At 58.1% G+C, this 25,406-nt stretch carries 24 protein-coding genes and 1 pseudogene; 10 read left to right on the forward strand and 15 right to left on the reverse strand.

Annotated features, from left to right (window positions below; translation table 11 throughout):
- Positions 1 to 21: 21 nt before the first annotated feature.
- On the reverse strand, positions 22 to 255 hold the full coding sequence (locus ACOTY5_RS14585; protein WP_003863067.1) for a DUF2171 domain-containing protein: 234 nt from the start codon (positions 253 to 255) through the stop codon (positions 22 to 24).
- 219 nt (positions 256 to 474) lie between these two features.
- Here ACOTY5_RS14585 and ACOTY5_RS14590 point away from each other — a divergent pair, with 219 nt between their 5' ends.
- Positions 475 to 660: a hypothetical protein gene (locus ACOTY5_RS14590; protein ID WP_015572568.1), complete on the forward strand. Its 186-nt coding sequence runs from the start codon at positions 475 to 477 to the stop codon at positions 658 to 660.
- Between the two features lie 38 nt (positions 661 to 698).
- Here the strand turns inward: ACOTY5_RS14590 and ACOTY5_RS14595 are convergent, their stop codons facing one another.
- Together ACOTY5_RS14595 and ACOTY5_RS14600 are read right to left on the reverse strand one after the other, a co-directional pair.
- Positions 699 to 1,820: a cupin domain-containing protein gene (locus ACOTY5_RS14595; RefSeq protein ID WP_045141650.1), complete on the reverse strand. Its 1,122-nt coding sequence runs from the start codon at positions 1,818 to 1,820 to the stop codon at positions 699 to 701.
- 134 nt (positions 1,821 to 1,954) lie between these two features.
- A pseudogene (locus tag ACOTY5_RS14600) lies at positions 1,955 to 2,560 on the reverse strand (ATP-dependent Clp protease proteolytic subunit); the annotation flags it as partial.
- Between the two features lie 85 nt (positions 2,561 to 2,645).
- On the opposite strand from ACOTY5_RS14600, the gene ACOTY5_RS14605 reads away from it, so the two are divergent.
- Both ACOTY5_RS14605 and ACOTY5_RS14610 read left to right on the forward strand, forming a co-directional pair.
- Entirely contained in the window at positions 2,646 to 3,032 is a 387-nt protein-coding gene (locus ACOTY5_RS14605; protein ID WP_045141651.1) for a VOC family protein, read from the forward strand.
- A 179-nt stretch (positions 3,033 to 3,211) separates the two neighbouring features.
- Positions 3,212 to 3,829, forward strand: a complete 618-nt coding sequence (locus ACOTY5_RS14610) for a response regulator transcription factor (RefSeq protein ID WP_017383872.1) — start codon at positions 3,212 to 3,214, stop codon at positions 3,827 to 3,829.
- 3 nt (positions 3,830 to 3,832) lie between these two features.
- Here ACOTY5_RS14610 and ACOTY5_RS14615 read toward each other — a convergent pair whose 3' ends face one another.
- The 5 genes from ACOTY5_RS14615 to ACOTY5_RS14635 form a co-directional block, all read right to left on the reverse strand.
- Positions 3,833 to 9,418, reverse strand: a complete 5,586-nt coding sequence (locus ACOTY5_RS14615; RefSeq protein WP_421631948.1) for a trifunctional serine/threonine-protein kinase/ATP-binding protein/sensor histidine kinase — start codon at positions 9,416 to 9,418, stop codon at positions 3,833 to 3,835.
- A 9-nt stretch (positions 9,419 to 9,427) separates the two neighbouring features.
- Entirely contained in the window at positions 9,428 to 9,808 is a 381-nt protein-coding gene (locus tag ACOTY5_RS14620; protein WP_006810275.1) for a response regulator transcription factor, read from the reverse strand.
- A 23-nt stretch (positions 9,809 to 9,831) separates the two neighbouring features.
- Positions 9,832 to 10,092, reverse strand: a complete 261-nt coding sequence (locus ACOTY5_RS14625; RefSeq protein ID WP_003863056.1) for a XapX domain-containing protein — start codon at positions 10,090 to 10,092, stop codon at positions 9,832 to 9,834.
- Positions 10,089 to 10,310, reverse strand: coding sequence for a DUF1427 family protein (locus ACOTY5_RS14630; protein ID WP_022646923.1), 222 nt, complete (start codon positions 10,308 to 10,310; stop codon positions 10,089 to 10,091). The genes ACOTY5_RS14625 and ACOTY5_RS14630 overlap by 4 nt, the downstream gene beginning before the upstream one ends.
- Positions 10,311 to 10,371: 61 nt before the next feature.
- Entirely contained in the window at positions 10,372 to 11,058 is a 687-nt protein-coding gene (locus ACOTY5_RS14635) for a hydrolase (RefSeq protein WP_015572562.1), read from the reverse strand.
- A gap of 220 nt (positions 11,059 to 11,278) precedes the next feature.
- Here ACOTY5_RS14635 and ACOTY5_RS14640 point away from each other — a divergent pair, with 220 nt between their 5' ends.
- From ACOTY5_RS14640 to ACOTY5_RS14655, 4 genes are read left to right on the forward strand one after another with little or no spacing between them, the layout of a single operon-like run.
- A complete protein-coding gene (locus ACOTY5_RS14640; RefSeq protein ID WP_045141653.1) occupies positions 11,279 to 13,150 on the forward strand; it encodes an amidohydrolase in 1,872 nt (623 codons plus the stop codon).
- Entirely contained in the window at positions 13,150 to 13,557 is a 408-nt protein-coding gene (locus ACOTY5_RS14645) for a DoxX family protein (RefSeq protein WP_023295860.1), read from the forward strand. The genes ACOTY5_RS14640 and ACOTY5_RS14645 overlap by 1 nt, the downstream gene beginning before the upstream one ends.
- Entirely contained in the window at positions 13,554 to 15,173 is a 1,620-nt protein-coding gene (locus ACOTY5_RS14650) for an MFS transporter (RefSeq protein WP_023303025.1), read from the forward strand. The genes ACOTY5_RS14645 and ACOTY5_RS14650 overlap by 4 nt, the downstream gene beginning before the upstream one ends.
- Positions 15,174 to 15,203: 30 nt before the next feature.
- Positions 15,204 to 16,025, forward strand: a complete 822-nt coding sequence (locus ACOTY5_RS14655; RefSeq protein WP_023295858.1) for an alpha/beta fold hydrolase — start codon at positions 15,204 to 15,206, stop codon at positions 16,023 to 16,025.
- Between the two features lie 39 nt (positions 16,026 to 16,064).
- Here ACOTY5_RS14655 and ACOTY5_RS14660 read toward each other — a convergent pair whose 3' ends face one another.
- Together ACOTY5_RS14660 and ACOTY5_RS14665 are read right to left on the reverse strand one after the other, a co-directional pair.
- Complete coding sequence (locus tag ACOTY5_RS14660; RefSeq protein ID WP_032647113.1) at positions 16,065 to 17,459, reverse strand: MFS transporter; 1,395 nt, start codon at positions 17,457 to 17,459, stop codon at positions 16,065 to 16,067.
- A gap of 45 nt (positions 17,460 to 17,504) precedes the next feature.
- A complete protein-coding gene (locus ACOTY5_RS14665) occupies positions 17,505 to 18,593 on the reverse strand; it encodes a cellulase family glycosylhydrolase (RefSeq protein WP_045141654.1) in 1,089 nt (362 codons plus the stop codon).
- 185 nt (positions 18,594 to 18,778) lie between these two features.
- Here ACOTY5_RS14665 and ACOTY5_RS14670 point away from each other — a divergent pair, with 185 nt between their 5' ends.
- Complete coding sequence (locus ACOTY5_RS14670; RefSeq protein WP_045141655.1) at positions 18,779 to 19,786, forward strand: LacI family DNA-binding transcriptional regulator; 1,008 nt, start codon at positions 18,779 to 18,781, stop codon at positions 19,784 to 19,786.
- Here ACOTY5_RS14670 and fosA read toward each other — a convergent pair.
- Positions 19,772 to 20,197, reverse strand: coding sequence for a FosA/FosA2 family fosfomycin resistance glutathione transferase (fosA, locus tag ACOTY5_RS14675; protein WP_045141656.1), 426 nt, complete (start codon positions 20,195 to 20,197; stop codon positions 19,772 to 19,774). The two genes, ACOTY5_RS14670 and fosA, sit on opposite strands and share 15 nt — an antisense overlap.
- A 199-nt stretch (positions 20,198 to 20,396) precedes the next feature.
- Here fosA and trpS point away from each other — a divergent pair, with 199 nt between their 5' ends.
- Positions 20,397 to 21,398 (forward strand): tryptophan--tRNA ligase, encoded by a 1,002-nt coding sequence (gene trpS / locus ACOTY5_RS14680; protein ID WP_045141657.1) that lies wholly within the window; start codon positions 20,397 to 20,399, stop codon positions 21,396 to 21,398.
- Positions 21,399 to 21,484: 86 nt separating this feature from the next.
- Here trpS and ACOTY5_RS14685 read toward each other — a convergent pair whose 3' ends face one another.
- The 3 genes from ACOTY5_RS14685 to ACOTY5_RS14695 form a co-directional block, all read right to left on the reverse strand.
- Positions 21,485 to 21,748: a hypothetical protein gene (locus tag ACOTY5_RS14685; protein ID WP_045141658.1), complete on the reverse strand. Its 264-nt coding sequence runs from the start codon at positions 21,746 to 21,748 to the stop codon at positions 21,485 to 21,487.
- Positions 21,723 to 22,253 (reverse strand): DUF2778 domain-containing protein, encoded by a 531-nt coding sequence (locus tag ACOTY5_RS14690; RefSeq protein WP_421631949.1) that lies wholly within the window; start codon positions 22,251 to 22,253, stop codon positions 21,723 to 21,725. The genes ACOTY5_RS14685 and ACOTY5_RS14690 overlap by 26 nt, the downstream gene beginning before the upstream one ends.
- Positions 22,254 to 22,420: 167 nt before the next feature.
- Positions 22,421 to 22,888 (reverse strand): SymE family type I addiction module toxin, encoded by a 468-nt coding sequence (locus ACOTY5_RS14695; protein ID WP_074132654.1) that lies wholly within the window; start codon positions 22,886 to 22,888, stop codon positions 22,421 to 22,423.
- Positions 22,889 to 23,187: 299 nt separating this feature from the next.
- Between ACOTY5_RS14695 and ACOTY5_RS14700 the strand changes: the two genes are divergently transcribed.
- Positions 23,188 to 24,057, forward strand: a complete 870-nt coding sequence (locus ACOTY5_RS14700) for a phosphorothioated DNA-binding restriction endonuclease (protein WP_045141660.1) — start codon at positions 23,188 to 23,190, stop codon at positions 24,055 to 24,057.
- Positions 24,058 to 24,237: 180 nt separating this feature from the next.
- On the opposite strand, the gene ACOTY5_RS14705 is transcribed toward ACOTY5_RS14700, so the two are convergent.
- A complete protein-coding gene (locus tag ACOTY5_RS14705; protein ID WP_032439165.1) occupies positions 24,238 to 25,245 on the reverse strand; it encodes a restriction endonuclease in 1,008 nt (335 codons plus the stop codon).
- Positions 25,246 to 25,406 lie beyond the last annotated feature (161 nt).

Raw genomic sequence — 25,406 nt, forward strand, 5'->3', positions numbered from 1 at the left:
ATTTCCTTGCGAGAAATATATTTATGCTTCCTGCCACTCAGCAAAAACCTCTTTATGGTTTTTGGTCAGGACAACTTTATTATCTTCGACCTTATCAACCCAGCCGAGAGGAATAAAGTGGTGTTTGCCGCCCGATTCCGGATCGCTCTTCGCAAGCTTGATTCGCTCACCATCAAGATGGTCCACAACCCCGACGTGCGTTCCGCAGCTGGCGACAACCTGAGTGTGATCCTTAATTGCGCTTTTATCTACCATAATTATTCTCCTGTTTCGGTTATTTGCCTGTTGCACGAAATTAACTGTAGCGCATAAATTCAGGCTTAAACGTCCTGTTAGCATTTTGAAACATCATTGACAGAACTGAATATTAAGTCTACTTAATGCCGAAATGGAAAAATAAGAATGAGATGAATTATTACCGACTGATTATTTCCCGTTCATAATTAGATTATCGCAACCAACGAGGAGGTATTTATGACGATTCGCAATAATCGGGCAGAAATTTCACTGGCTCTTGGTGAAGCGGTTTTAGACATCGTGCAAAAAGGCCATGAAGTATCGCGAGAAAATCTTGCCCGGGCGATGAAAATCAAAGCGGAGAAAGAGCGCGACGATGAGCGGCTTCTTAACTACTGGAAGGCCTGTAATATGCTGGTCTGAACCTGGCGGCGTTTAGCCTGACTAAACGCCGCCTGCTGTTACTCGTCGAAGAACCAGTAGCCATGGTTAATCAAACCGGTCAGCTCTTCCACAAACGCCGGATTATTCAGCGCATCGCCCAGCTCAGCCTGGCCGAGCTCGGTGAAGCGGCACAGCGCATCCGCACCGTTCACATCCGCCGTTTCCAGCTGTTCGCTGTTGATAAAGACGCTGCCGTTGATGTTCAGCACGCGCAGCCCGCTCAGGCGGGAGAGCGTTTCGCCCCCTTGCAGCGCGTCGAGCACCTCTTCTACGGAATACGGCGGCTCGGCGGCGGCAATATCCAGCTCGTGACGCGGCGTGGAGACGAAGCTGCCAAACCATTTCGTAAAATCATCTGGCTTGCTAATCATGTCGATCATCATCTGGCGAATGCGATCGAGCTCGTACTGCTCCACGCGGCCAGGGTGTTCGCGGCAGGTCAGATCCGGATCGCTGTAATGTTCGCCGCCCAGATCGTTCTCCAGCGCGTAGTCGGCAAAGCTGCTGATCAGATCGCGACCGTTCGGCCCGCGGAAACCGACAGAGTAGTTGAGCGCGGTTTCATGGGTGAAGCCGTCATGCGGGAATCCAGGCGGAATGTAGAGGATATCGCCCGGGGCCAGATCTTCGTCGATGATCGGCTCAAACGGATCGACGTGCAGCAGGGCCGGATGCGGACAGAACTGACGCATCGGCAGCTTGTCCCCCACGCGCCAGCGGCGGCTGCCCATCCCCTGGATAATAAACACATCGTACTGATCGATATGCGGCCCAACGCCGCCACCCGGGACGGAGAAGGAGATCATCAGGTCATCGAGACGCCAGTCCGGCAGGACGCGGAACGGACGCACCAGCTCTGCTGCGGGCATATGCCAGTGGTTCACCGCCTGCGCCAGCAGGGACCAGCCGGTTTCACCGAGGTTATCGAAATGCTCAAACGGGCCATTGCTCGCCTGCCACTTGCCGTTAGCATGGCTTACCAGGCGGCTATCAACTTCCGGCTCCATCGCCAGACCCGCCAGTTCATCAGGGGTAATGGGGTCGACAAAATTCGGGAAGGCATTTTTCAGCACAACGGGTTGTTTTTGCCAGTATTTTTCAAGAAATTCCGGCCAGTTCAGGTTCAGTTGATACGCCATGGGTAGCACCAGTGAGAGGGGAGACAGGCGCGATTATAGAAGAGACAGCGAGGGGGGAACTTGTCATGGGTCAATCGAGCGCGCGTAGGTCGGGTAAGGCGAAGCCGTCACCCGACGCACACGCCGGCTTAAACTTAATCCAGGTTCAGCTCGTCATAATGGGTAATCAGTTTACCCACGATGCCGTAGTCCAGCGCTTCCGCCGGTGACATCCAGAAGTTACGGTCGGTGTCTTTCTTCACTTTCTCCAGCGGCTGGCCGGTGGCGTCAGCAATCAGCTTGTTCACGCGCTCCAGCATGCGGATGATCTCGCGCGCTTCGATTTCGATATCCGTTGCCTGACCGCGCACGCCGCCCAGCGGCTGGTGGATCATAAAGCGGGTATTCGGCAGAGCGTAGCGGTGCTCTTTTTTCGCCGCCAGGAAGATGGTGATCCCGGCGCTCGCCACCCAGCCGGTGCCGATCACATGCACTTCCGGACGGATAAACTTAATGAAGTCGTGGATGGTGTCGCCCGCTTCTACGTGGCCGCCCTGACTGTTGATGTACAGCTTGATCGGATCGTTGCTGACGCTTTGCAGCAGGATCATCTGAGTGATGACCTTCTGGGCCAGCTCCTGGTTAATCTCTCCGGAGATGACAATCGAACGGGATTCCAGCAGTTTTTGCTGTAGAGCGCCCGCGCCGTTTGTTCCTTCCGCTTTTTCCTTGTCGCTTTCTTTCAGTGTGTAGTGCATTGTTGTTTCCTCAGCTTGTCGCGCTCAAAACCAGAGTGTAGCCTGTTTTACCGGTGAAAGTCCTCACAGACAAATAACGAGGGATCTTATGAATATTGCACATGTCGCACTCTGGACCCGCAGCCTGGACGCGCAGGTTCAGTTCTGGGAAACGGTGTTTGGCGGCCGCAGTAATGACCGCTACGTCAGCAAAAATCGTCCGGGGTTTAAATCTCACTTTATTACCCTGGATGACGGGCCGACCATCGAGCTGATGACGCTGCCGGGCCTGCCCAGTGCACCTTCGCACCCGGAATTTGTCGGCTGGGCGCATATCGCCATCAACGTCGGCAGCAAAGCGCAGGTGGACAGTATGGCAGCGCAGGCGCAGGCAAGCGGCTCCCTGCTCAGCGCCCCGCGTATGACCGGGGACGGTTTCTATGAAGCGGTGATTGCGGACCCGGACGGCAACTGTATTGAGCTTGTCGGTGCATAAAAACAGCGTTTCGTTCCTTCATCGCCTCCGCTCCAGCTCGCTATACTTCATATGGTTATCATATTGCTAAATGATAATGATATTTAATGTGTTAAGATGAAAGTCAGCATAAACAGTCTCTTACGTAGCCATAGTGACTGTTTACATCCTCGACATTTAAATCAACACCGGGGCGGTGAATGGAACACATTGTTTATGTGGTTGATGACGATGACACAGTCAGGCAGTCCGTTGTCAGGCTGCTGGAATCTGCGGATATACATGCCCTTGGCTTTTCCTCAGCAGAGGCCTTTCTCAGCCATCCCTTTGAAGATCTGCCCTCCTGCGTGATCCTCGATATGCAAATGCCCACGATAACCGGGTTTGATGTCGCAGATGCGCTGAAAGACAGCGGGCGGGAAATACCGATCATCTTTCTCACCGGCCACGGCACCATCCCTATGTCCGTCCGGGCGATCAAAGGCGGGGCCTACGAATTTCTCACTAAGCCCGTTGAATCCAGCGCGCTCATCGGCTCCATCGAATCCGCGCTCAGGCTGGCACAGCACAACGCCGCCCGCGTCAAAGAGCACTACGCCCTGAAACAGCGCCATCTGTCCCTCACGCCGCGCGAGCATGAGGTGCTTGAGCTGGCCGTCAGCGGCAAGCTCAACAAGCAGATCGCCGCCGAGCTGGGCGTCAGTGAGATTACGGTGAAAGTGCACCGCCGCCGGGTGATGGAGAAAATGCAGGTCCGCTCCGTGGCTGAACTGGTCAGGGCCGTCGAGCGCCTGACCAAACATCAGCCAGCGGAATAAACGTTACATCTCCTGTCCGGCAAGCGGCAACGCGAAGGTAAACACCGTGCCGTACGGCTCTCTGCGGCGCGCGCTCAGTTTCCCCCGGTGCCGTTCAATGATGCTGGCGCTGATGGTCAGCCCCATGCCCATTCCCTGCGCTTTGGTCGAATAGAACGAGTCAAAGATCCGCTCGGTGAGCTCCGGCTCAATGCCGCTGCCGGTATCGGCGATCTCAAAAATCACCTTCCCCTCGGCGCAGTTCGCGGTGGCGATCGTGATGCTGCACGGGCGATCCGTCACTTCCGCCATCGCTTCCATCGCATTCATCACCAGGTTAAGCAGCACCTGCTGGATCTGCACGCTGTCGCCGATGATAAAGCTGTCGTCAGCGTTCAGAAGATAATCAACGCTTATGTGTCGCAGCTCAAGTTCGCTGCGGGAAAGCATAATGATGTGGTGGATCAGGAAGTGCAGATCGATTCGCGTAAACGTGGGGTCCTGTTTGCGCGTCAGAGACTGAATGCTGCGGATGATCTCCCCTGCCCGCTCGCCCTCGGCGGCGATCTCCTCCAGCCCCTCGCGCACTTTTTCCAGCCGCGCCGGATCGCGGTTGAGCCAGCGCAGGCTCGCGCCGGCGTTCGAGACAATCGACATCAGCGGCTGGTTGATCTCGTGCGCGATCGAGGAGGTCAGTTGCCCGACGGTAGTGGCTCGTGAGACCCGCGCAAGATCCGCCTGCGCCACCCGCATCGCATCCTCCGCCGCCCGCTGGCTGGTGATGTCGGTAATGATGCCGTAATACTCATTCACCTCGCTGCCCACCCCCACCGGATCGCCAATCCCGAGGATGTAACGAACGGAGCCGTCGGTGCGGATGATGCGAAACTCCGCGCGCATCGACAGCCCGTCACGCACGCTCTGATTAACGAGGGTGCTGATCCGGCCATAATCATCCTCATGCACGAAGGTCAAAAATTCCGCCATTGAGATCATCTTTTGCTGCTCCGGCAGGCCAAGGATACGGGCGTACTCTTCGGACATAAACATCAGATCCTGCACCAGTTCCCAGCGCCAGCTGCCGGTATGGCTGATCTGCTCGCCCAGCATCAGTGAGGTCTGGCTGGCGCGCAGCTCTTTCTCCACCCGTCGGCGCTGGATGTTTTCCGCCAGCAGCTCGGCGTAGAGCCGCGCCGTCTCCAGCGAAACCGCCGCCTGCGCGCCCAGCAGGCTGACCACGCGCGAATGTTCGGCGGTAAACACCTCCGGCATCAGGCGGTTTTCCAGATACAGAATCCCCACCAGCCGCGCCTGTTTGAACATCGGCACGCACATCACGGCGGCGCCGGACGTCACCAGATACGGATCCTGGCTGAACGGGTGGAACTCCTCCGGTTTGCCGGTGCGGATCTCCTGCCCGGTGCGGATCACCGCGGCCAGCACCGACAGCGGCATGTCCGTCGCCATCGGTGACGCTTTCAGGATGCGCACCCGCACGCCGTCGGTACTGGTCCAGGCGCTGGCTTCAATCTCCGGGATGTGATTATCGCTGACGCGCAGCAGCAGGCCACGCTGCGCCCCGGCCCGTTCAAGCAGCAGCGTCATCAGGTTTTCGATTAAACGTTCAAGGTTGATCTCTTCGGATAAGGCGCGTGAGGCTTTGATGACGCTCTGTAAATCGCGGATCACCTCGTTCTGGGCAAACGCCGCCGTGTCATACGCGCGGCTCTGCCCGGAGGCCAGCAGATGGGGGAAATCCTGCTCCAGCTGGCGCACCTTGGCCTGCGCCCCGACGCGCCCCCAGGCGGCAATCGCGCCGCGGAAATGGGCGTCGGAGGCGGTCGGGTAGCCGCAGGCCAGCGAGAAACGCCCGGCCAGCTCGTGCGCCAGGGCATTGATCGGGTTAAACCCGCCCTCCCGCGAGAGTCGCACCGCTTTTTCATACTGCTCCAGCGCGATGCTGTTCATGCCGTCCAGACGGACGATTTCGGCATAAATCAGCGCCTCTTTATCGGCAAATGTGCCCGGATTGATCCGCGCCCAGAGGGCAATTTTGTCGTAATGGTGATGAATACTGCGGCGATAATCCGCCGAAAAGGTTTCCGGCGTGAGCTGGCGGGAGAGCGCCAGCGCGCTGTAAAAATGGTAATCCAGCAGATGAATATGACCCGGCGCGGACCACGCATACCAGCCCGTCATTTCTAAATCCGCCTGTGCGTCGGCGTATTCGCCGCAGGAAAAGTGCGCCATCCCGCGATAGAGCCAGTACCAGAAGAGCATAGTCGAGGTCTGCTCGGGCGCCTGCTCCGGCGGCGCGGGCAGCAGATCGTCAGGCAGCGCCTGGGCGGCGCTCCATGGGCCCGTCACCGGCGTGCGTAAAAACTCCACGTAGCGGCGCTGAATGTGCAGAACGGTTTCAATGTCCTGGTAATCCGTTTTGCGCACAAAGGCCAGACCGCGATCGATGCTGGTCAGCACGCCATCCAGATGATCGCCCCGGGAGAGGAAGTTAATGATCTGATGACAGGCCGCGAAGCAGGCCATCGTCATGTCGCCGTGGGTCACCGCTGAGGTAAAGCAGGCCTTGGCGCACTCGATAGTGTACGACAGCGGCTGGGTCCAGACGCTGAGCTGGTCGAGCGGCAGCAGAGTTTTGGCTTCATAGGCATCATAGCCGTGGCGGTTCACCAGCTCACGAGCCAGCGTGCCGTACTCAAACCCGAGACGGTATTCGGCGTAGCGGTGGCCAATCAGCACGCCAAACCAGGCCATCGCCGTGGTGGAAGCACCGGTTATGCCGTGATCGAGCGTGAGGTGCATCATTCGGCACAGGAGTAAAAAGTGCAGGCGCGGGCAGGTAAAGCTGGCGAAAATACTGGCGCTGTAAAGCAGGTTCATCACCGCTTCGGTCTCTGCGTTCTCCATCAGCTTAAGCTGAGAAAACGGGTTCTGCGGCGCGTCGGCGGTGCGTTGACAGAACTGCTGCCAGGCCTCGTCACATTCGGCATTTTCCGGGTAGCGGCTGATCTGGATCCCGAACACGCCCAGCCAGCATAACGACGCCTCCAGCGCCAGGCGGATCTCCGACTGGCGCATATAAACTTCCGCCAGCAGGTTGGCGGCCAGCGCTTTCTCCGTCAGCCCGCCCGGTGAACCGAGGATCGCATCGCACAGCGCACGCGTGCGCTCCAGGTGTCCGAGCGCAAACTCACAGCCCGCCTCTTCGATATCCAGCATAAAGTCCGAGACCGGGCCCGCATTCCCCAGCGCTCTGGCGGTCTGGATATAGCTTAAAGCGGAAAGATAATCGCCGGTACGCTTCGCACGCCGCGCGGCCTGAAGGCTCAGCTCCCGGAATCGCTGCCGCTGGGGTGCAGGCTGGATGCAGTCCAGCGCGGCGCTGACGTGGTGAACCGCGCGGAACAGCAGTTCGTTGCCCGCCGTCTGCCGCGCGGCATCCGCCAGCAGGCTGGCGGTGGTCAGGTGCAGATGGCTTTTCTCGCCCTCATCCAGCAGGGCAAAGGCGGCTTCCTGCACCCGATCGTGGGTAAAAGCGTACTCTTTCTCCGTCAGCACAATCAGCTGAGCGGTCACCGCCGGATGAAGCGCGTAGCGGATTTCCGCCGCCGACCGCCCCACCACGCGGCACAGCATCTCCAGCTCGCCCGTGCAGCCGAGGCAGGCGATGCTGCCCAGCAGGCGGCGCGTCTCGTCGGGCATCTCCTTGAGCTGTTCAAGCACCAGCGTCACCACGTTCTCGGTGTAGTGCCGGGCGCGGATGGCCTGGAGATCGTAATGCCATTTCCCCTGATATTTGTTGTGCACCACCAGTCCGTCATCGACGATGCGGCGGAAAAATTCCTGCACGAACAGCGGGTTGCCGCCGGTTTTTTCATGGATCAGCGTGGCAAGATCGGCGGTACCGGTACTGCGGGCATGAAAAATCCCCCCGAGCCAGCGCGCCACGGCCTTCACCGACAGCGGCTGCGGTACAATCGTCGTGACGTGTTGCGCCGCCTCTGGCAGGCTCGCCAGCGCGGTCTGCAAGGTGGGCTCAGAAAGCGAACTGAGATCGCGGTGCGCCACCACCACCAGCAGCGGGATGGCGCCGCAGGCGCGCAGCAGGTGATCGAGCGTTTGCAGGCTGGCGGCGTCGATCCACTGCACATTATCCAGCAGCAGCACCAGCGGCGCGCCCTGGGTGGCGAAGGTTTTCACCAGCGCCAGCATCATATGGCTGAAGCGCGCCCGCGCGTCGATGGAAAAGGTATCCGCAGAGAAACGCGGTTTGTTCTCAAGGAGTAAATTCAGCTCCGGCACCAGGCTAACGGCCAGCTCCTCGAAGCCTTCCAGCGCGCGCGACAGGCGGATTTTCCACGTCGCTACCTCCCCGGCTGGCAGCCCGAGCAGGTGCAGCGTGAGCGTCCGAAACGCCGAACTCAGCACGCCGTAGGGCAGCGTGGGAGAATATTGATCGACCTTGCCCACCGCCAGCAACACCTTGCGCTGTTGCAGCGATTTCAGCGTGGTGGCGATCACGGAAGATTTGCCGATCCCCGAAGGCCCCCCAATAGTCACCAGTTCCGGCGCACCGCTCTGGCTGACCCGCTCAAACGCGGCGATGACGTCGCTGGCCTGCGGATGTGCAGAGAAAAGCGAATCGGCAAGATGGATCGCCGGAGAGCGATCCTGCTGGCCGGGAATAAAGTCGACGATCTCACCTTCGGCGGTCAGCGTCGCCTGGCAGCGCCTGAGGTCGGCAATCAGCCCGTCGACGGTCTGATAGCGATTCTCCGGATTCTTCTCCAGCAGCTTAAGGATAATGGTCGACAGCATGCCGGGTACGTCCGGGCGCACCCGCCCCGGCGCAAGCGGCTCAGAGGCAATGTGGTAATGCGCCCAGTTGGTCTGGTCATCAGCGCTCAGTTCAAACGGCAATCGCCCGGTCAGAAGTTCATAAAGCACGATACCCAGACTGTAGAGATCGCTCCGGCTGTCGACGGCGCGCCGGGTACGCGTGGTGTGTTCCGGTGACATGTAGGCGGGCGTGCCGCCAGACGCGGCAAGCCGTGACTGGGTGAACGCGTCGGAGGTGCCGCAGGAAAGACCGAAGCTGCAAAGACGGCAGGTGGCGTCGTGATGAACGAAGAACGCCCCGGGTTTGATATCGCCGTGGATCAGGTTGTGCAGATGCATCTGGCGCAGGGGACCGCAGATGCGGATCGCCATTTCGATAAAGCGGGCGATCCCGGAAATCGCCTTACCTGCCCGGCACGCCAGCAGTTCAAAGCAGAACGGCGCGTAGACCAGCGCAAAACGTCCGCGGTACTGGGTTGAAGCGACGGGCCGGATAGCCCAGCCGTCATGAAGCCGGTCGCGCAGGGCAAACTCGTTTTTCAGCAGCCGCGTTGCCCGCTCCTCTTCTTCATCGCTGACCGCGGTGGCAATAATAAACGAACCGCCGGACTGGGGATGTCGCCCGTTCATCCAGGAGATGCCGCCCTCCTGCGCCAGCACGGTAAAAATGACATCCTCTTTCAGAACAAAAGCCCGCCCTTCATGGAGACTTCCCCGGGCGGGCCAAAATGCAGGCGACGTATGTTCGTTCATCCGCGATCCTTATTGTCGGCGGGTCAGCTCCCGCTGAATATGATCCAGCAGAATATCGATGTTAATCGGCTTACGCAAAAATGCAGCGGCGCCCAGACTGAGTGCATACCGCTGCATATTTTCATCAGCATGACCGGAGATAAACAGTATTGGCGGTGGCGGCGTGGCCAGCAACCGCAGCTTCTCAAACAGCTCGATGCCGTTCATGCCGCGTAGCTTGATGTCGGTGATCACCAGCGACGCGCCGGACAGGGCTAGAGGGTGGCTCAAAAACACCTCTGCCGAATCGAAGGTATCGGTAGCATACCCTTCCGATTGCAGCAGGTTACTGAGCCCGCTGCGAACAGAGCGTTCGTCATCAATGATGGCAATGCGCCACGGCAGCGTCATGCTGTCTTTCCTCAAACAAATCGTTACGCGTCGCGGCTTTCCTTCGCGGGCGCTGGGGGCGCGGTACCGCTGATCTTCGGTACGCATTCATGACGAAACCAGGCCAGGGTCAACGGTTCGCGGCTCACCAGACGCCGTCCGATGGGGATCAGCTGTTCACCCACCAGCATGCCGAACAGGCCAAGCAGCGCGACGACCGGCGGCGCCGGGGAATGCACGTCGAGCAGGGCGTAAAGTACCCCAGCCGCGACCCCGCACACCAGCGAAATAATCCAGGCCTTCATGATGACGCTCCGGTCAGGTGCTGAACGTGGGGAACCGTCACCTGCACGCCCGCGGGATTATCGCGGGATAAAAGATGACGCATCGCCTGTTCCCCCGCCAGCATCCCCAGCAGGCCAATCAGCGCCAGCGCGGGCGGCGCGGGGGAACGCACCTTCAGCACGGCATACATCAGGCCAATCAACACGCCTGCCGCGAGGGATATCAACCCTGTACTCATTGTGAACTCCAGAGAAAAAGGCAGCGGCGAGCCGGATGAGGGACCAGCCCGCCAGCGGGACTTAGCGTGCCGGAACCGGCGCTAAGGTGCGGTGCTCGCTCTTCTGACGAGACGGCGCTTTGTGCACCATGGTGTAGGCGTAATCCACACCCATTCCGTAGGCGCCGGAGTGCTCGCGCACGATATCCATCACCGCGGTGTAGGTCTCTTTGCGCGCCCAGTCACGTTGCCACTCCAGCATCACCTGCTGCCAGGTCACCGGGATCACGCCCGCCTGGATCATGCGCTGCATCGCGAAGTCGTGGGCTTCTTTGGAGGTGCCGCCGGAGGCGTCTGCCACCATATAAATTTCGTAGTCGCCTTCCAGCATCGCGCACAGGGCAAAGCTGTTATTGCACACTTCGGTCCACAGGCCCGCGACAACCACCTTCTTCTTGCCGTTGGTCTTCAGCGCGTCGCGCACCTTCTGGTCGTCCCAGGAGTTCATGGAGGTACGCTCCAGAATGTCCTGGCCCGGGAACACGTCCAGCAGCTCCGGATAGGTATTGCCGGAGAAGCTTTCGGTCTCAACGGTGGTGATGATGGTTGGGATGTTGAACACCTTAGCCGCTTTCGCCAGCGCCACGGTGTTGTTTTTCAGCACCTGGCGGTCAATAGACTGCACGCCGAACGCCATCTGTGGCTGGTGATCGATGAAGATGATCTGACAGTTGGCAGGGGTTAAGACTTCGAGCTTAGAAGTGGTCATAAGATTATCCAGTGAGGTTAAAGGTTAAAATCGCCGCGAACAGCACGCCGATAAAATCGCGTTCATCCTATGACCCACAGCGCTGTGGTGTAATTATCTCTTCGTATAGTTAACCTTAGGTATAGTTATACTTTGGTATACCTATCCTATTGTATAACTGGATCTTTGCCGAAACCGGTTCCCATAATCCTGACCATTCCCCTCTTAGTCTGGAGCTATTATGGTTACCCTCGGTAAAGCCGATCTCATTCTGGTTAACGGCCAGTTTCACACCGTCGATCGCGAGAATCCTGTCGCGGAAGCCGTTGCCGTGCGCGACGGAAAATTTCTGGAAGTGGGTACCGTCGCCGAGGTGATGCAACACCACTGCGACGGCACTAAGGTGGTCGACTTAAAAGGCCACACCGCCATCCCCGGCCTGAACGACTCGCACCTGCATCTGATCCGCGGCGGGCTGAACTACAACCTCGAGCTGCGCTGGGAAGGCGTGCCGTCCCTGGCCGACGCCCTGCGGATGCTAAAAGAGCAGGCCCTGCGCACGCCGTCGCCCCAGTGGGTGCGCGTGGTGGGCGGCTGGAGCGAGTTCCAGTTCGCCGAGCGCCGCATGCCGACCCTGGACGAAATTAACGACGCCGCGCCTGACACCCCGGTGTTTATCCTCCACCTGTACGACCGCGCCCTGCTCAACCGCGCCGCGCTGAAGGTGGTCGGCTACACCAAAGACACGCCAAACCCGCCGGGCGGGGAGATCCAGCGCGACGCCAACGGCAACCCGACCGGAATGCTTATTGCCCGTCCGAACGCCATGATTTTGTACGCCACGCTGGCGAAAGGGCCGAAGCTGCCGCTGGAGCAGCAGATTAACTCCACGCGCCAGTTCATGCGCGAGCTGAACCGTCTGGGGCTGACCAGCGCCATCGACGCGGGCGGCGGCTTCCAGAACTACCCGGAAGATTACGAGGTGATTGCCGAGCTGCACGAGAAAAAGCAGATGACCATCCGCATCGCCTACAACCTGTTTACCCAGCGTCCGGGCCACGAGCTGGAAGACTTTGAAAAATGGACCGACATGCTGACGCCGGGCCAGGGCAGCGATTTCTTCCGCCACAACGGCGCGGGCGAGATGCTGGTCTTCTCCGCCGCCGATTTTGAAGACTTCCTCGAGCCGCGCCCGGATCTCGCACCGGGCATGGAGGACGAGCTGGAGCGCGTAGTGCGCCATCTGGTGGAGCACCGCTGGCCGTTCCGCCTGCACGCCACTTACAACGAATCCATCAGCCGCATGCTGGACGTCTTCGAGAAGGTGAACCGCGACATTCCGTTTAACGGCCTGCACTGGTTCTTCGACCACGCCGAAACCGTGTCGCAGGCCAACATTGACCGCATCAAAGCACTCGGCGGCGGCATTGCCGTGCAGCACCGCATGGCCTTCCAGGGGGAATACTTCGCCGAGCGTTACGGCATCGAAGCCACCCGCCACACACCGCCGGTGGCAAAAATGCTTGAGACCGGCGTGCCGGTAGGATTAGGTACCGACGCCACCCGCGTGGCGAGCTATAACCCATGGACCGCGCTCTACTGGCTGGTCTCCGGGCGTACCGTTGGCGGGATGCAGATGTACGACCACAGCGCCCGTCTGGATCGCGATACCGCCCTGATGCTCTGGACCCAGGGCAGCGCGTGGTTCTCCAGCGAGCAGAATCAGAAGGGGCAGATCAAAGCGGGCCAGCTCGCGGATCTGGCGGTGCTCAGCAAAGATTACTTCCGCGTGCCGGAGGAGGAGATCAAGGGCATCGAGTCCGTCCTCACCGTGGTGAACGGCGATATCGTCTATGCCGCAGGCGCTTTTGGCCCACTCGCGCCGCCCGCCATTCCGGTCCTGCCCGAGTGGTCCCCGGTGGTGAAGGTGCCGGGCCACTACCGCAGCGCGCCGCCGCAGGCCGCACGCGTGGGTATGAGTGTGGCTCACCACTGTAGCGGCCCGTGCGGGGTTCACAACCACCAGCATGACTTTGCCCGCACGTCAGAGATGCCGGTATCCGACGATAACGCTTTCTGGGGGGCGCTGGGTTGCAGCTGCTTTGCATTCTGATGAAACAAAATGACGCTTCGCCCCGGATCGATCCGGGGCTGTTCTTTCTGCGCCTGACCGGCAGTCTGCTGCTGCTTTACGTGCACGGCCTGCCGAAGGTGCTGCACTTCAGCGAAGAGCTGACGCGCATCGAAGATCCGTTTGGTTTTGGGCCGTATGCCAGTCTGATCCCGGCGATCGTCGCCGAGGTGATCTGCCCGCTGTTTATCATTGCGGGGATTTACACCCGCCTGGCGTGCCTGCCGATTATCGCCGTGCTGCTGGTGGCGATGCTGGCGGTCCACCCGAACTGGTCGATTGCCGAGGGGCAGTTTGGCTGGCTGCTGCTGATTATCTTCACCACCCTCGCCCTTACCGGGCCGGGCCAGTGGCGAGTGCAGCGTAAAACAACGGAGAGGTTCGCATGACCCAGGTAAACGACGTTCGCGACGCACACGTCGAGACGACGCCCGCCCCCGCGGTTTCACCCTGGCAGCCGCTGAGCCAGCCGGTGTTCCGCATGCTGTGGATCGCCACGGTGGTCTCTAACGTCGGCTCATGGATGAGCGACGTCGGTATCAACTGGAGCATGCTGACGCTCAGCGCCGATCCGCTGGATATCGCGCTGGTGCAGGCGGCGAGCAGCCTGCCGATGTTCCTTTTCGCCCTGCCGTCCGGGGTGATGGCGGACATCGTTGATCGACGTAAATACCTGCTCTTCTCCCAGCTGTGGGTGTTCATTGCCGCCGCCGGGCTGACGCTGCTCTCTTTTACCGGACACGTCACCCCCACCGTTCTGCTGGCGGCGACATTTCTGCTGAGCGTGGGTGCGGCCATGAGTTCGCCGCCGTTTCAGGCGATTGTCCCTGACCTGGTGAGCAAGCCCGAGCTGGGTTCCGCCGTGGCGCTTAACTCGCTCGGGGTCAATATCAGCCGGGCAATTGGCCCTGCGCTGGGCGGTTTTCTGCTGTCGCTTGCCGGGCCGTGGATGGTGTTTGCCCTGAACGCGCTGTCCGTGATGGGCGTGGCGTGGGTGCTGTGGCGCTGGCGTCCGGCACCGTCCGTGCAGCGTTTGCCACCGGAGCACTTCTTCTCTGCGGTGCGCTCCGGGATTCGCTACGTGCACGCCGCGCCGGTGCTGCGCAACGTGCTGGTGCGCACCGTGGCCTTTTTTGTTTTCGGCAGCGCGGGCTGGGCATTGCTGCCGCTGGTGGCGCGCCGCGAGCTGGGCTTAGGCCCGGCGGGCTACGGCGTGATGCTGGCGTGTATCGGCCTTGGCGCCATTGCCGGGGCCATCCTGCTGCCGCGTCTGCGCCAGCGGCTGAACGCCGATCGGCTGATGGTGGCCGCCAGCCTGACGTTTGCGATCACCATGCTGGCGCTGGCATTTGTACGTCACTTTTGGCTGCTAAACTTGTTTGAGTTCTTTACCGGCTTCGCGTGGATTGCGGTGCTCTCCACCCTCAACCTTGGCGCGCAGCGCAGCGCCGCACGCTGGGTAAAAGCCCGGGCGCTGGCGGTGTATCTGACGGTCTTTTTCGGTTCGATGACCGCAGGCAGCGCCGTCTGGGGCCAGATCGCCTCGCAGTTCGGCACTCCGGCTTCGCTGGTTGTCGCCACGCTGGGGATGGTGCTGGCGAGCATGACGGTGTTCCGCTGGAAGCTGGAGAAAGATCCGGATTTAAATCTCGACCTGAGCGGGCAGCCGCTGGACGGGGTGGAGATTGAACTCCCGAACGAGCGTGGCCCGGTGCTGGTCTCGCATGAGTACATCATCGACCCGCAGAACGCGAAAGCGTTTTTGCAGGCCGTGCACGAGCTACGCCGGGTGCGCCGCCGCGCCGGGGCGATGAGCTGGGCGGTGTACGAAGATATTGAACGTCCGGGTCTGTTTATCGAAACCTTCCTGATGGGTTCCTGGATCGAGCATCTGCGCCAGCAGGAGCGCCACACCATGAATGACCTCCTGTTGCAGAGCCGCGTTCTGGCTTTTCATCAGGGCACAACATCACCGGCAATTCGTTATCTGGTCGCGCCGGTCTGAACATAACAATCACCTGTAGAGGAACACACTATGGCAACGTTTAAGGCAAAAGATGGTACGCAGATTTATTACAAAGACTGCGGCGCGGGCAAACCGGTTCTTTTCAGCCACGGCTGGCCGCTGGATGGGGATATGTGGGACAGCCAGCTGAACCACCTGGCCGAGCGCGGCTACCGCACCATCGCCTTTGACCGTCGCGGGTTTGGGCGTTCAGATCAGCCGTGGAACGGCTATGACTACGATACCTTTGCATCCGACATTAACGACCTGATCACCACGCTGGATCTGCGCGACGTGACGCTGGTGGGCTTCTCCATGGGCGGCGGCGACGTAACGCGTTACATCAACAACTACGGCAGCGAACGCGTGGCCGGTCTTGCCCTGCTGGGCGCGGTAACGCCCATTTTCGGCAAATCCGAAAGCTACCCGGAAGGGGTCGATCAGAGCGTGTTCAGCGGGATTCGCGACGGACTGCGTAAAGATCGCGCTCAGTTCATCAGCGATTTCGCCACCCCATTCTACGGCACCAACGCCGGGCAGACCGTTTCTGCCGGTGCCCTGACGCAGACGCTGAACATCGCCCTGCTGGCGTCCCTGAAGGGCACCATCGACTGCGTAACCGCCTTCGCCGAAACCGACTTCCGCCCGGATATGGCGAAAATCGACGTGCCGACGCTGGTGATCCACGGCAGCAACGACCAGATCGTGCCGTTTGAAACGACCGGCAAGCTGGCGGCAGAGATGATCAAAAACGCCACGCTGAAAGTGTACGACAACGCGCCGCACGGCTTCGCGCTGACCCACCAGGACCAGCTCAACGAAGATCTGCTGGCGTTTGTGAAGTCGCTGTAAGTCATTAAGCGAAGCCTGATGGCGCTTCGCTTATCAGGCCTACAAGGGCTGGTCCTGTAGGCCGGGTAAGGCGCAGCCGCCACCCGGCGCTTTCGCAGACGCATTCCGCTCCGCCAGCAGCCGACAAATCTCCGCATGCTTCTCTTCGGTAAAGGTAAAGCGCGACATAAACCCCATTCGGATCAGCGAGCCTATCGCCGGTAACAAACAAATACCGAAGAACAGTCCCGCCAGTACGCTGTCGCTCTGTGACTGCGCCTGCGGCACATAGTCGATCATCGTCAGAAACACGCCGATGAGCCCGCCGCCCACCGCCACCGACATCTTGCCGGTAAAGGTCTGCCCGGAGAAGGTGATCGCCGCGCAGCGCTTGTGGGTGTGATACTCCGCATACTCGATGGTGTCGGCAATCATCGACGAGGTGAGGATGTTGGTCATCATCACGAACAGCGTGCTCAGGCCGAGCAGGACAAACAGCAACGCCGTGTGCTGATAGCCCGTGAACCACATCACCACGCGCACCGCCACGTCCAGCCCGCAGAGGATCATAAACAGCTTCCGCTTCTGCATCCGACGGGTCAGCAGCGGGGCGACCAGGCACAGCACCGCCGCCACTATCCCCATCACGCCAATTGCCATTTGCAGGCTGCCGTCGCCCATATTGTTGATAAAGAAGTAGATATAGAGACCGCCCGCCACGTTATGGAACACGCAGAAAAAGAACGACAGCAGGACAATAAACAGCGGCTTGTTCTGGCGCAGGTTGTGGAAGGTGTCGCGCATCGTCACCTTTTCCGGGCTCGGCGGCACGCGCTCTTTGATCTGCATAAAACCGTTGAGCATCAACGGCAGGCCCACCAGCATCATCACCAGCGCCGCCATAAAGTAGCCTTTATCGTTGCTGTACTGGGCGAAGAACGCTGCCAGCTTTGGGAAGAAGATGTTAGCGCAGGCAATCCCGGCGTTCACTCCGAGCATCGCCGCCGTCACCGCGCGGGTGCGCTGGCCGGAGTCGTTGGTCATCACCGATGACATCGACCAGAACGGGATATCGGAGATGGCGTACAGCGTCCCCCACAGGATATACGTCACCCCGGCGTAGAGGATTTTGGTGGTCATATCCGCTTCGATTTTATAGAACGCCAGCAGGGTGACCCCGGTGATCAGCAGCGGGGCGATCAGTAAAAAGTGGCGAAACTTGCCGAACCGGCTGTTGATGGTGTCCATAATGCTGGCAAACAGCGGATCGTGAACCGCATCCCACGCACGGGCAATCAGGAAGATAGTACTTGCCGCCAGCGCCGAGATCCCCAGCACGTCGGTGTAAAAATAGTTAATAAACGAACCCACTAAACCAAAGCTAAAACACTGACCTAAACCATAGCCAAAGTAAGACCACAACTCGCGAGACGGTATTTTCATTGTCATTGCCATAGTGCGTACCTGGTTGCCCGGCGAGAGCGCGCCGGGTCATTATTATTAGCCCTGCGGATTCGGGGCGATTTTGCGCAGCTTCTTCATCAGCGCGATTTCAGCGCGTGAGAACGGGATACCGTTCTCCTCAAACACGTCGTGGAACCACAGGCGGCAGTAGTCCGTGGACTCCTTCATCACTACCGGCCACGGCAGCCAGGTCTGGGTTTTACCGCGCACCAGCCCCCACTGATACGGCGCGACCTTCGCCATGTACATCAGCGGGAGCTGCTCTTCGATGGTGCCGCCCACGTGACGCGCCAGCCATTCGGTGCAGAAGATTGGGCGGCCCAGCGCCTGAAGCTGCTGGATAATCGCCGTCATGCGCCCGGTATTGGTGTAGGCGTGATAGCTCACCACGTCCGACAGTTCCAGCGCGGTCTGGTCCAGCGGGTGCTGATAAAATGTCTCGCCCTCCTCTTCCGCCGGCAGACGCCACGCGCAGACGGTGAGCGGCTGGGTCGGGTCTTCCTCACGCACCCAGCGGAACGCCTGCTTCATCAACTCGTGCGCGCAGGTTTCCAGCTTCTCGTCGTACAACACCTCCTCCGTGCCGGTCGCGAAAATGCCGCGGTTGCCCGGCTCGTTATACAGATCCCAGAGCAATACGCGCTTATCCTCGCGGAACTGGCGCACAACGTCGCGGATATAGCGCTCAATCTGTGGCCAGCAGTCGCGATCGCACACCTTATCGCGTCCCGGGCTCGCCGCCGCCTGGCTGTTGTGCTTGCCCGGTACGGGCGGCTTTTGCGGGCCGAGGTACGGCTCGTCGCCGGAGAACCCGCAGTCGTCCATCAGGGTCAGCATGGTGCTGAACCCGTGACCGTCGGCAATCGTCAAAAAGCGGTCGATGCGCGCCATCAGCCCGTCGCGGTCGTGCTCCCAGACGATAAACGGCAGGTTGATGCGCAGGGTGTTATAGCCCGCCTCCGCCGCCCAGCCCAGCTCGCGCTCGATAGTGGCGGCATCGAAGGTCTCTTCCTGCCAGATGTCGGTCCAGTTCACTGCCGTCGACGGCAGATAGTTAAACCCGCACAGCCAGCCTTTTTGCTGATACCACGCCTGTGCCTGCTCCCTGCTCCACTGCTCTTTCATTACGCATCCTCTTGCTGATAATATTTAGCTAATAAATATTAGTTGCAGAATAAATGCGCAAATCGCGGCGCTCAGAAAAGCGACGCCTCTCACAAAGTTCACGCTTCGATGGATGAGAAACGTGATCGACGGCGCGGAAGCGCGCGGTTAGGGTATGATGCAAATTCGCGAAAGGGAGAGGACGGATGAAGCGAAAAACAAAAGTGACGATGAACGATATTGCGCGGGCAGCGGGGGTGTCGCAGGCGACGGTATCGCTGGTGCTCAACCAGTCCCGCAACATCAAGCTCAGCGATGATACCCGTCAGCGGGTGATTGGCGTCGCCACCGAGCTCGGCTACGACCGCCTCCCCGCCGTTCACGCCCCGCGCAACCAGGAGGAGATCGCCCTGCTGGTCAGCTCCATGCAGAGCTTCGACCCGTTTATCGACGCCATCAGCCAGGCGCGGGAAGCGGCGTGGCGCAACGAGACCCTGCTCACCGTCTACGACTACGGCGACGACGTGGAGCTGGCCCTGAACATCATCCGCCAGCTGGACAAGCGCAACTGCATCGGGATTATCCTTGCCTCTCCGGTCACGAACGTCGTCGATATGACGGCATTCCAGGACTGCACCCGCATCCCGCTGGTGCTGCTCAACCAGCGCGACCCCGGCTCGCCGCTGCTGCCGTCGTTTATTCCGGACGACTACGCCAACGCTTTCCAAGTTACCAGACACCTCATCGCCTGCGGCGCCACGCGCATCGCCCACATCACCGGCGAGAGCTGGATGGAGGCCTCGCGCCAGCGTCTGGCGGGCTACCAGGCGGCGCTACAGCAGGCCGGACTCGCGTGCGACGACGGTCTGGTGCGCCAGACCAACTGGCAGTTCAGCGAGTCCTTTACCGCGACAGCTTCGCTGCTGGAACTGGCCGAGCGCCCGGACGCCATCTTCTGCGCCAGCGACTGGCTGGCGATTGGCTGCTATCAGGCGCTGGCGGTGAACGGCGTGCGCATCCCGCAGGACATGCTGCTGGCGGGCTACGACGACCAGAAGATTTCCGAGCAGCTCACCCCGCCGCTGACCAGCATCCAGTTGCCTTACAGCGAGCTGGGACGGCTGGCGGTGGAGTACCTGTGCAATCAGGAAGATGCCGCCACGCACGTGACGCTGGCGGGCAGGCTGAAGGTGCGCGCCTCAAGCCTCGTCTGAGGTAAACACCATGCCCGCGTAGGGCTTCTCGCGACACGCCGCCAGCCGCGCGGCGAGGCTGCCCACGTGCAGCTCCAGCTTGTGCCCGTCCGGGTCGAGAAAGTAAAACGACGCCCCCTCGCTTTTGTTCTGCTTCCAGACGGTGACGCCCGCCTGCTCAAACCTTTGCGAGAACGGTTCAAAATCCGCTTCCGCCACGGTAAACGCGTAGTGGGTATAGTCGCTCTCCTGCGGCGGCACGTACCGGCGCGCCTCGTCGTACGACAGGCAGACCCACAGATCGCCGCAGGTGAGATAGGCCCCGGTATTCCAGCGGGCGTGCAGCGTCAGTCCCAGCAGCTCGTGCCAGAAGGTGACGCTTTTTTGCAGGTCGCTGACCGCGAGGGTCAGGTGGTTGAGAGATTGCAGCATGACGTGCCCTTTTGTTTTTCGCGCCGGACGTGGTACGGTAAAGAGATGAACATAAACCACGCCGTGCTCACCGTAAACCGCTGGTGGCTGCCTTCTTAAAGGCGGCACGGAGTAGTTTTTCCCATTTTCAGATAGCCGCCGAAAGGCGGCTTTCTCACATCTAAGACCCCTTTCGGCAACTGCACATTAAGGAGTCTTTATGAACGCACCCACCATCCTCACCGGCGATCGCCCAACCGGCCCGCTGCACCTCGGCCACTTCGTCGGATCGCTGCGCCAGCGCGTGGCGCTGCAGCAGACGCACAGCCAGTTTGTGTTGATTGCCGACCTGCAGGGGCTGACCGACAACGGTAGCAACCCGCAGAAGATCCGCGACAACATCCCCGAAGTGCTGGCCGACTACCTCGCCGCCGGCATCGACCCGAACCTGACCACGATCTGCCTGCAGTCCGCCCTGCCCGCCCTCGCCGAGCTGATGATGCTGTATATGAACATCGTTACCGTCGCCCGCGTGGAGCGTAACCCGACGGTGAAAAACGAGATTGCACAGAAGGGCTTTGCCCGCTCGCTGCCGGTCGGATTTATGGCCTACCCCATCAGCCAGGCGGCGGACATCACCGCATTTAAGGCCGAGTGCGTGCCCGTCGGCGACGACCAGCTGCCGATGATTGAGCAGACCAACGAGATTGTGCACAAGATGAACAGCCTGCTGCCCGCCCCTGTGCTGCGCCACTGTAAGGCGATGCTGAGCGACACCAGCCGCCTGCCCGGCATCGACGGCAGCGCCAAGATGTCGAAATCGCTCGGCAACACGCTGCACCTTTCGGCCAGCGAAGAGACCATTCACCGTGCGGTGAGTGCTATGTACACCGACCCGAACCACCTGAAGGTAAGCGATCAGGGGCAGATTGAGGGGAATGTGGTGTTTACCTATCTCGACGCTTTTCATCCGGACAAAGAGAAAGTGGCGGCGATGAAGGCGCACTATCAGGCGGGCGGGCTGGGTGACCGGGTTTGTAAGAACGAGCTGGAGGCGTGCCTGCAGGAGCTAATTGCGCCGATGCGGGAACGGAGGGCGATGTACATGCAGGATAAGGGCGAGCTGATGGCGATGCTGAAGCGCGGGACGGAACGGGCGCAGGGGGTGACGCAGGGGACGTTGAGGGAGGTGAAGATTGGGCTGGGGGTGCCGGTGTTTTGATGAGGTGAGTTGACTGAGGTTGGGCGGCGGAGTGTGGGATTGGCATGACGCCGCTTGATTGTTTTAGAAAGCGGCTATGAAATATTTCATCCCTGCTTCAGGTTGCATATCTTTCTGATGATGATCATCAGTAGTACGGTAACGACGACCATCATCCCCCCCAACACCCACAGGAATGATGGGTCTGCTTCACCATCAGCAAACCCCAAACCGGTGCGATTTAAAAAATCATTGCTGGCGTGAGATAAGTAATCGAGCAAGCCTCCCAAAGGAAACAGGACGATAAAGAAGGAAGCAATGAGGCATGCCAGACCAATCAGGATATTATTTTTTAACTTTGCATGAAGCATAATCAGCCCTGCCTGTCACATCAATACGTCCATATGCCATCAACCCTTTACCACCAGGAACACGAATCTTCTTACGTGCAAGCAAAGATTGTCTGACCAGTTGAAAATCAGGGATATTATAGAACGTTATGCATCCCCACGACTCTCCCTCGCCATTCGGCCTCAATGGATGAAGTCGAAATGAGCCTCTGTCGACCCCATTCACAAATACGTTATCAGCCATGGTCGATGCATTAAACAAGCCGAACCATTCAGAATGATCGGTCCCGTTCTTGAAGTCTTTTACAAACCGCTCGACCCGATTAGCAATACTGCCTTCCGGTGCATCAACGATCCAGTACGTACCCACTGGTAACGCAGCCTTCCTGATAAAGGCGCACTCAGCAATATTGGTTACAGGTTCAATCCCTGAAAAAACGGGAAACGTCCCAACGCCATAAACGTGTAGTTTCAGCCTTCTTCCATCTACGGAGACATCGTTGTAATCCATCGTACAAATCTGCATAGCAATCCTCCCTGTTGCTTTGCGGAGAATGTTACAACCGATTTATTGGGTGCACTAGCGTAGACAGATAATTAATTTAAAAAAGAAAAAATACGGACATGTATATTCACATCCGTATTAACTTATCCTTTTACAGGATTAATGAAGGGAGACTTTAGATATTATTCTTATTCTGCCAGACCAGTTCCGCGCTTCACCATAGGTATATCTCCCGTATCATTCAACGCCCCTGGAAATGTTTTTAACCACTGCGCGACTTTCTGTTTATTTATATTCACCACGCTCATACCTTCCAGGCATCCCCATAATTCTCTTGTATGCTGTGGCGTAATCACGATGCAGTCTTTCATGGCGCGGATTTTCACGGGCATGCCGTTGATAAAGCCTGCACGGGTTAACCAGTCGCCGCCCAGAAGAAGGTATTTCATGTCTATGCGCGCATAGAGTTCGCAGCAGGCTGCACAGTCTTGCGGCGTTTCCGCGCGTGGATGGACGGGTGCCGCATTGGTCTGGTTGCCGTGCAGACGGCGGGCGCTGTTTTTGCGTACCAGCTCGCGGTTTTCAATCATGCCAGTGAAAGCGTCTGATTCTGTTTTGCAAACAGTAAACTTTGGCTTAAAATTCGTTACAGCCATTTTCAACTCCTGATTAGTTGTTTGTGGTTAGCGGTATGGGGGTGTTGCAGCACCTTCATATCGCGAATTCCTCGTTAAATTCTCTTTGATACTTCCTTTGCCATTCGGCGTAATTTCTGGTGCTCATTATACAGGACTGAATATAAATACAGTGGTTTGGTATAAAGGAAATTTGGAATTTGCGAGGGGGATTCAGGAAATAAGGTTGGATGCGGTAAGGTCATGTTTTGTTGATTGCGGGTTGATTGGTCTGGGTTTTGCGAGCATCATCGCAATTATTTACCTTCTTCCGTAACGCGATGGCTTCCAGCAAAACTCTCGAACAGGCAATTGCCGACATCACTATCTGGCGCAAAGGCGAACAGCGTGCGCCGCATAAGCCTTTATTGCTTCTGTACGTGCTGGCGAACTATCAGCAGGGGCATGCGCGACTGTTTGATTACGGTACTGAGGTCCACGAACAGTTGCTTAGCCTGCTAGAACGCTTTGGCCCACAGAGGAAGGCGTATTACCCAAATATGCCCTTCTGGCGGCTCAAAGGGGACGGTTTTTGGGATCTGAAGAATACTGAGTTCTGTTCGACCACTGGCAGTAAGCAACCGCCTGTTAAAGAACTTGTAGAACATAACGTCGCAGGCGGGTTTGATGAAGAACACTTTGCGCTGCTGAATAAGAACAAAAATCTGATCGGCTCGCTGGCGCAGCAGATTCTTGAAGCGCACTTTCCTGAAAGCATTCAGGAAGAGATCGCGGATGAGATGGGTTTTGATATTCAACAGATCCGTAAGGTTCGCGATCCGCTGTTCCGCCAGCAGGTGCTGCGAGCTTATAACTATGAGTGTGCAATCTGCGGATTCAACATGCGGCATGATAACGCCTCCGTTGGACTTGAAGCCGCGCATATTAAATGGAAGCAGTTTGGTGGACCGTGTGAGATCCCGAACGGACTGGCGCTATGTGCAATTCATCATAAGGCGTTTGATAAAGGATCGATTGGGCTGGATGAGAGTATGCGGGTATTAGTGTCCGAGGCAGTGAATGGGAATGGGGCTGTTGGGCGGCTGTTCTGGGATTTTGCTGGTAAGCAGATTGCTTTGCCGATGGTGAAAGGGAATTATCCAAGGGAGGGGTTTGTGGAGTGGCATAGGAAGGAGGTGTTTAAAGAATGAGTGCGAAGGCCGGACTCGAATTACACACCTAATAGACTGATATCAATGTTGTTTATAAACAGGGGTAAATAGTTATACCCGCACTTGTACCCACAAGTGAAAATCCGTACAAAAAATAGACATTTCGAGTGGGTATAAAGCCATATCAGTAGAACACCGATATGGCTATCAAAGCAAGATTCAGGCAGGTAGGAAAGTTTTCTTCAGAGGAACCAAAAGTTTGGTTTCGATATCGACTTGCTCGTAGTTCTCAATAAGAGCACGGACGAGATCATCAAGCGTCCAGAGCGTCAGTGGTATCGTCGAACGGTCGGCTTCATATCGAGCATCTTTCGTAAAACCCCCTGTACTGACATAAAGCCCGCGATCGTCTTTATGGCGACCGCCGATAAAGCTGCGTATCTGTTGGCTTCCCATCTGTTCCCTGCGGTGCTTTACTTCAACGATGATACGCGGATTTTCAAAACCGAACCCATCAGGTGAAGCAATGATGTCTTTACCCCGATCAGCTCCCGCAGGTGAGACCTGCGTTTTATAGCCCATACTGCGTAAAACTCCGGCAACAAGATTTTGCATCTCATCCCAGTCAAGAGAGTTGATACGATCTTTGATACCCTCAAACGCCAGCATTTCCATATCGCGAAGCGGATCAGAAACAACCTCATCTTCATCCATCGCAATTGGATTCTGAGTAATTACATCTGCAGTGGGTTTCTTATCCTGCAAAAGCTCTTCTAGCGCATATTCTGGAAGCTGGAAAACCGTCAGCGTAGAACCCAATGTGTTTTTGGTAGCAACAGACAGTCTATCGCGGTCGATTTCTTGAGTATTCCATTTAACTTGCCGAGCGATCCCCATCCCCTCTTCCACCCATTCAGGATGATATTGGAATTCTGAAGTGACTTTGCCTAGCAAATAAGTACGGTTGGCTGGCGAATAGGTAATAACCCAATCACCCTTTTGGATCTCATTCACAAAACGCCAGACCTGCGATGCACCAGAACGCGCAGTTCCCAGCTTTGTTAAGGGATCTGCCTCTTGGTATAAGGCGAGCAACTGGGCTCGGGACAGGCCGGGTTTGACTAATGGAGCCAGCTGAGACCAACCGATGCCTACAATTTGCTTATCGCGAAAATCGTCATAGAGCTTGCCGCCGTCACCGCGGATCATCCACATTCTGTTGCCCATACCAGTCCCTTCATGAGGAAAAGAAATTAAGCTGGATCATAAGCTTGTTCGCCGCATGCGTCAAAACCATCAACAACGATGGCCCAGCATTCCCGGATTGTACTTGTGATAATGTGCCCAGTTAAAATTACAGCTTCTATTTGCATGATATTTCGTCCATA

This window comes from Enterobacter cloacae complex sp. SHL018 (genome assembly GCF_049237905.1).
Taxonomy (GTDB): domain Bacteria; phylum Pseudomonadota; class Gammaproteobacteria; order Enterobacterales; family Enterobacteriaceae; genus Enterobacter; species Enterobacter hormaechei_C.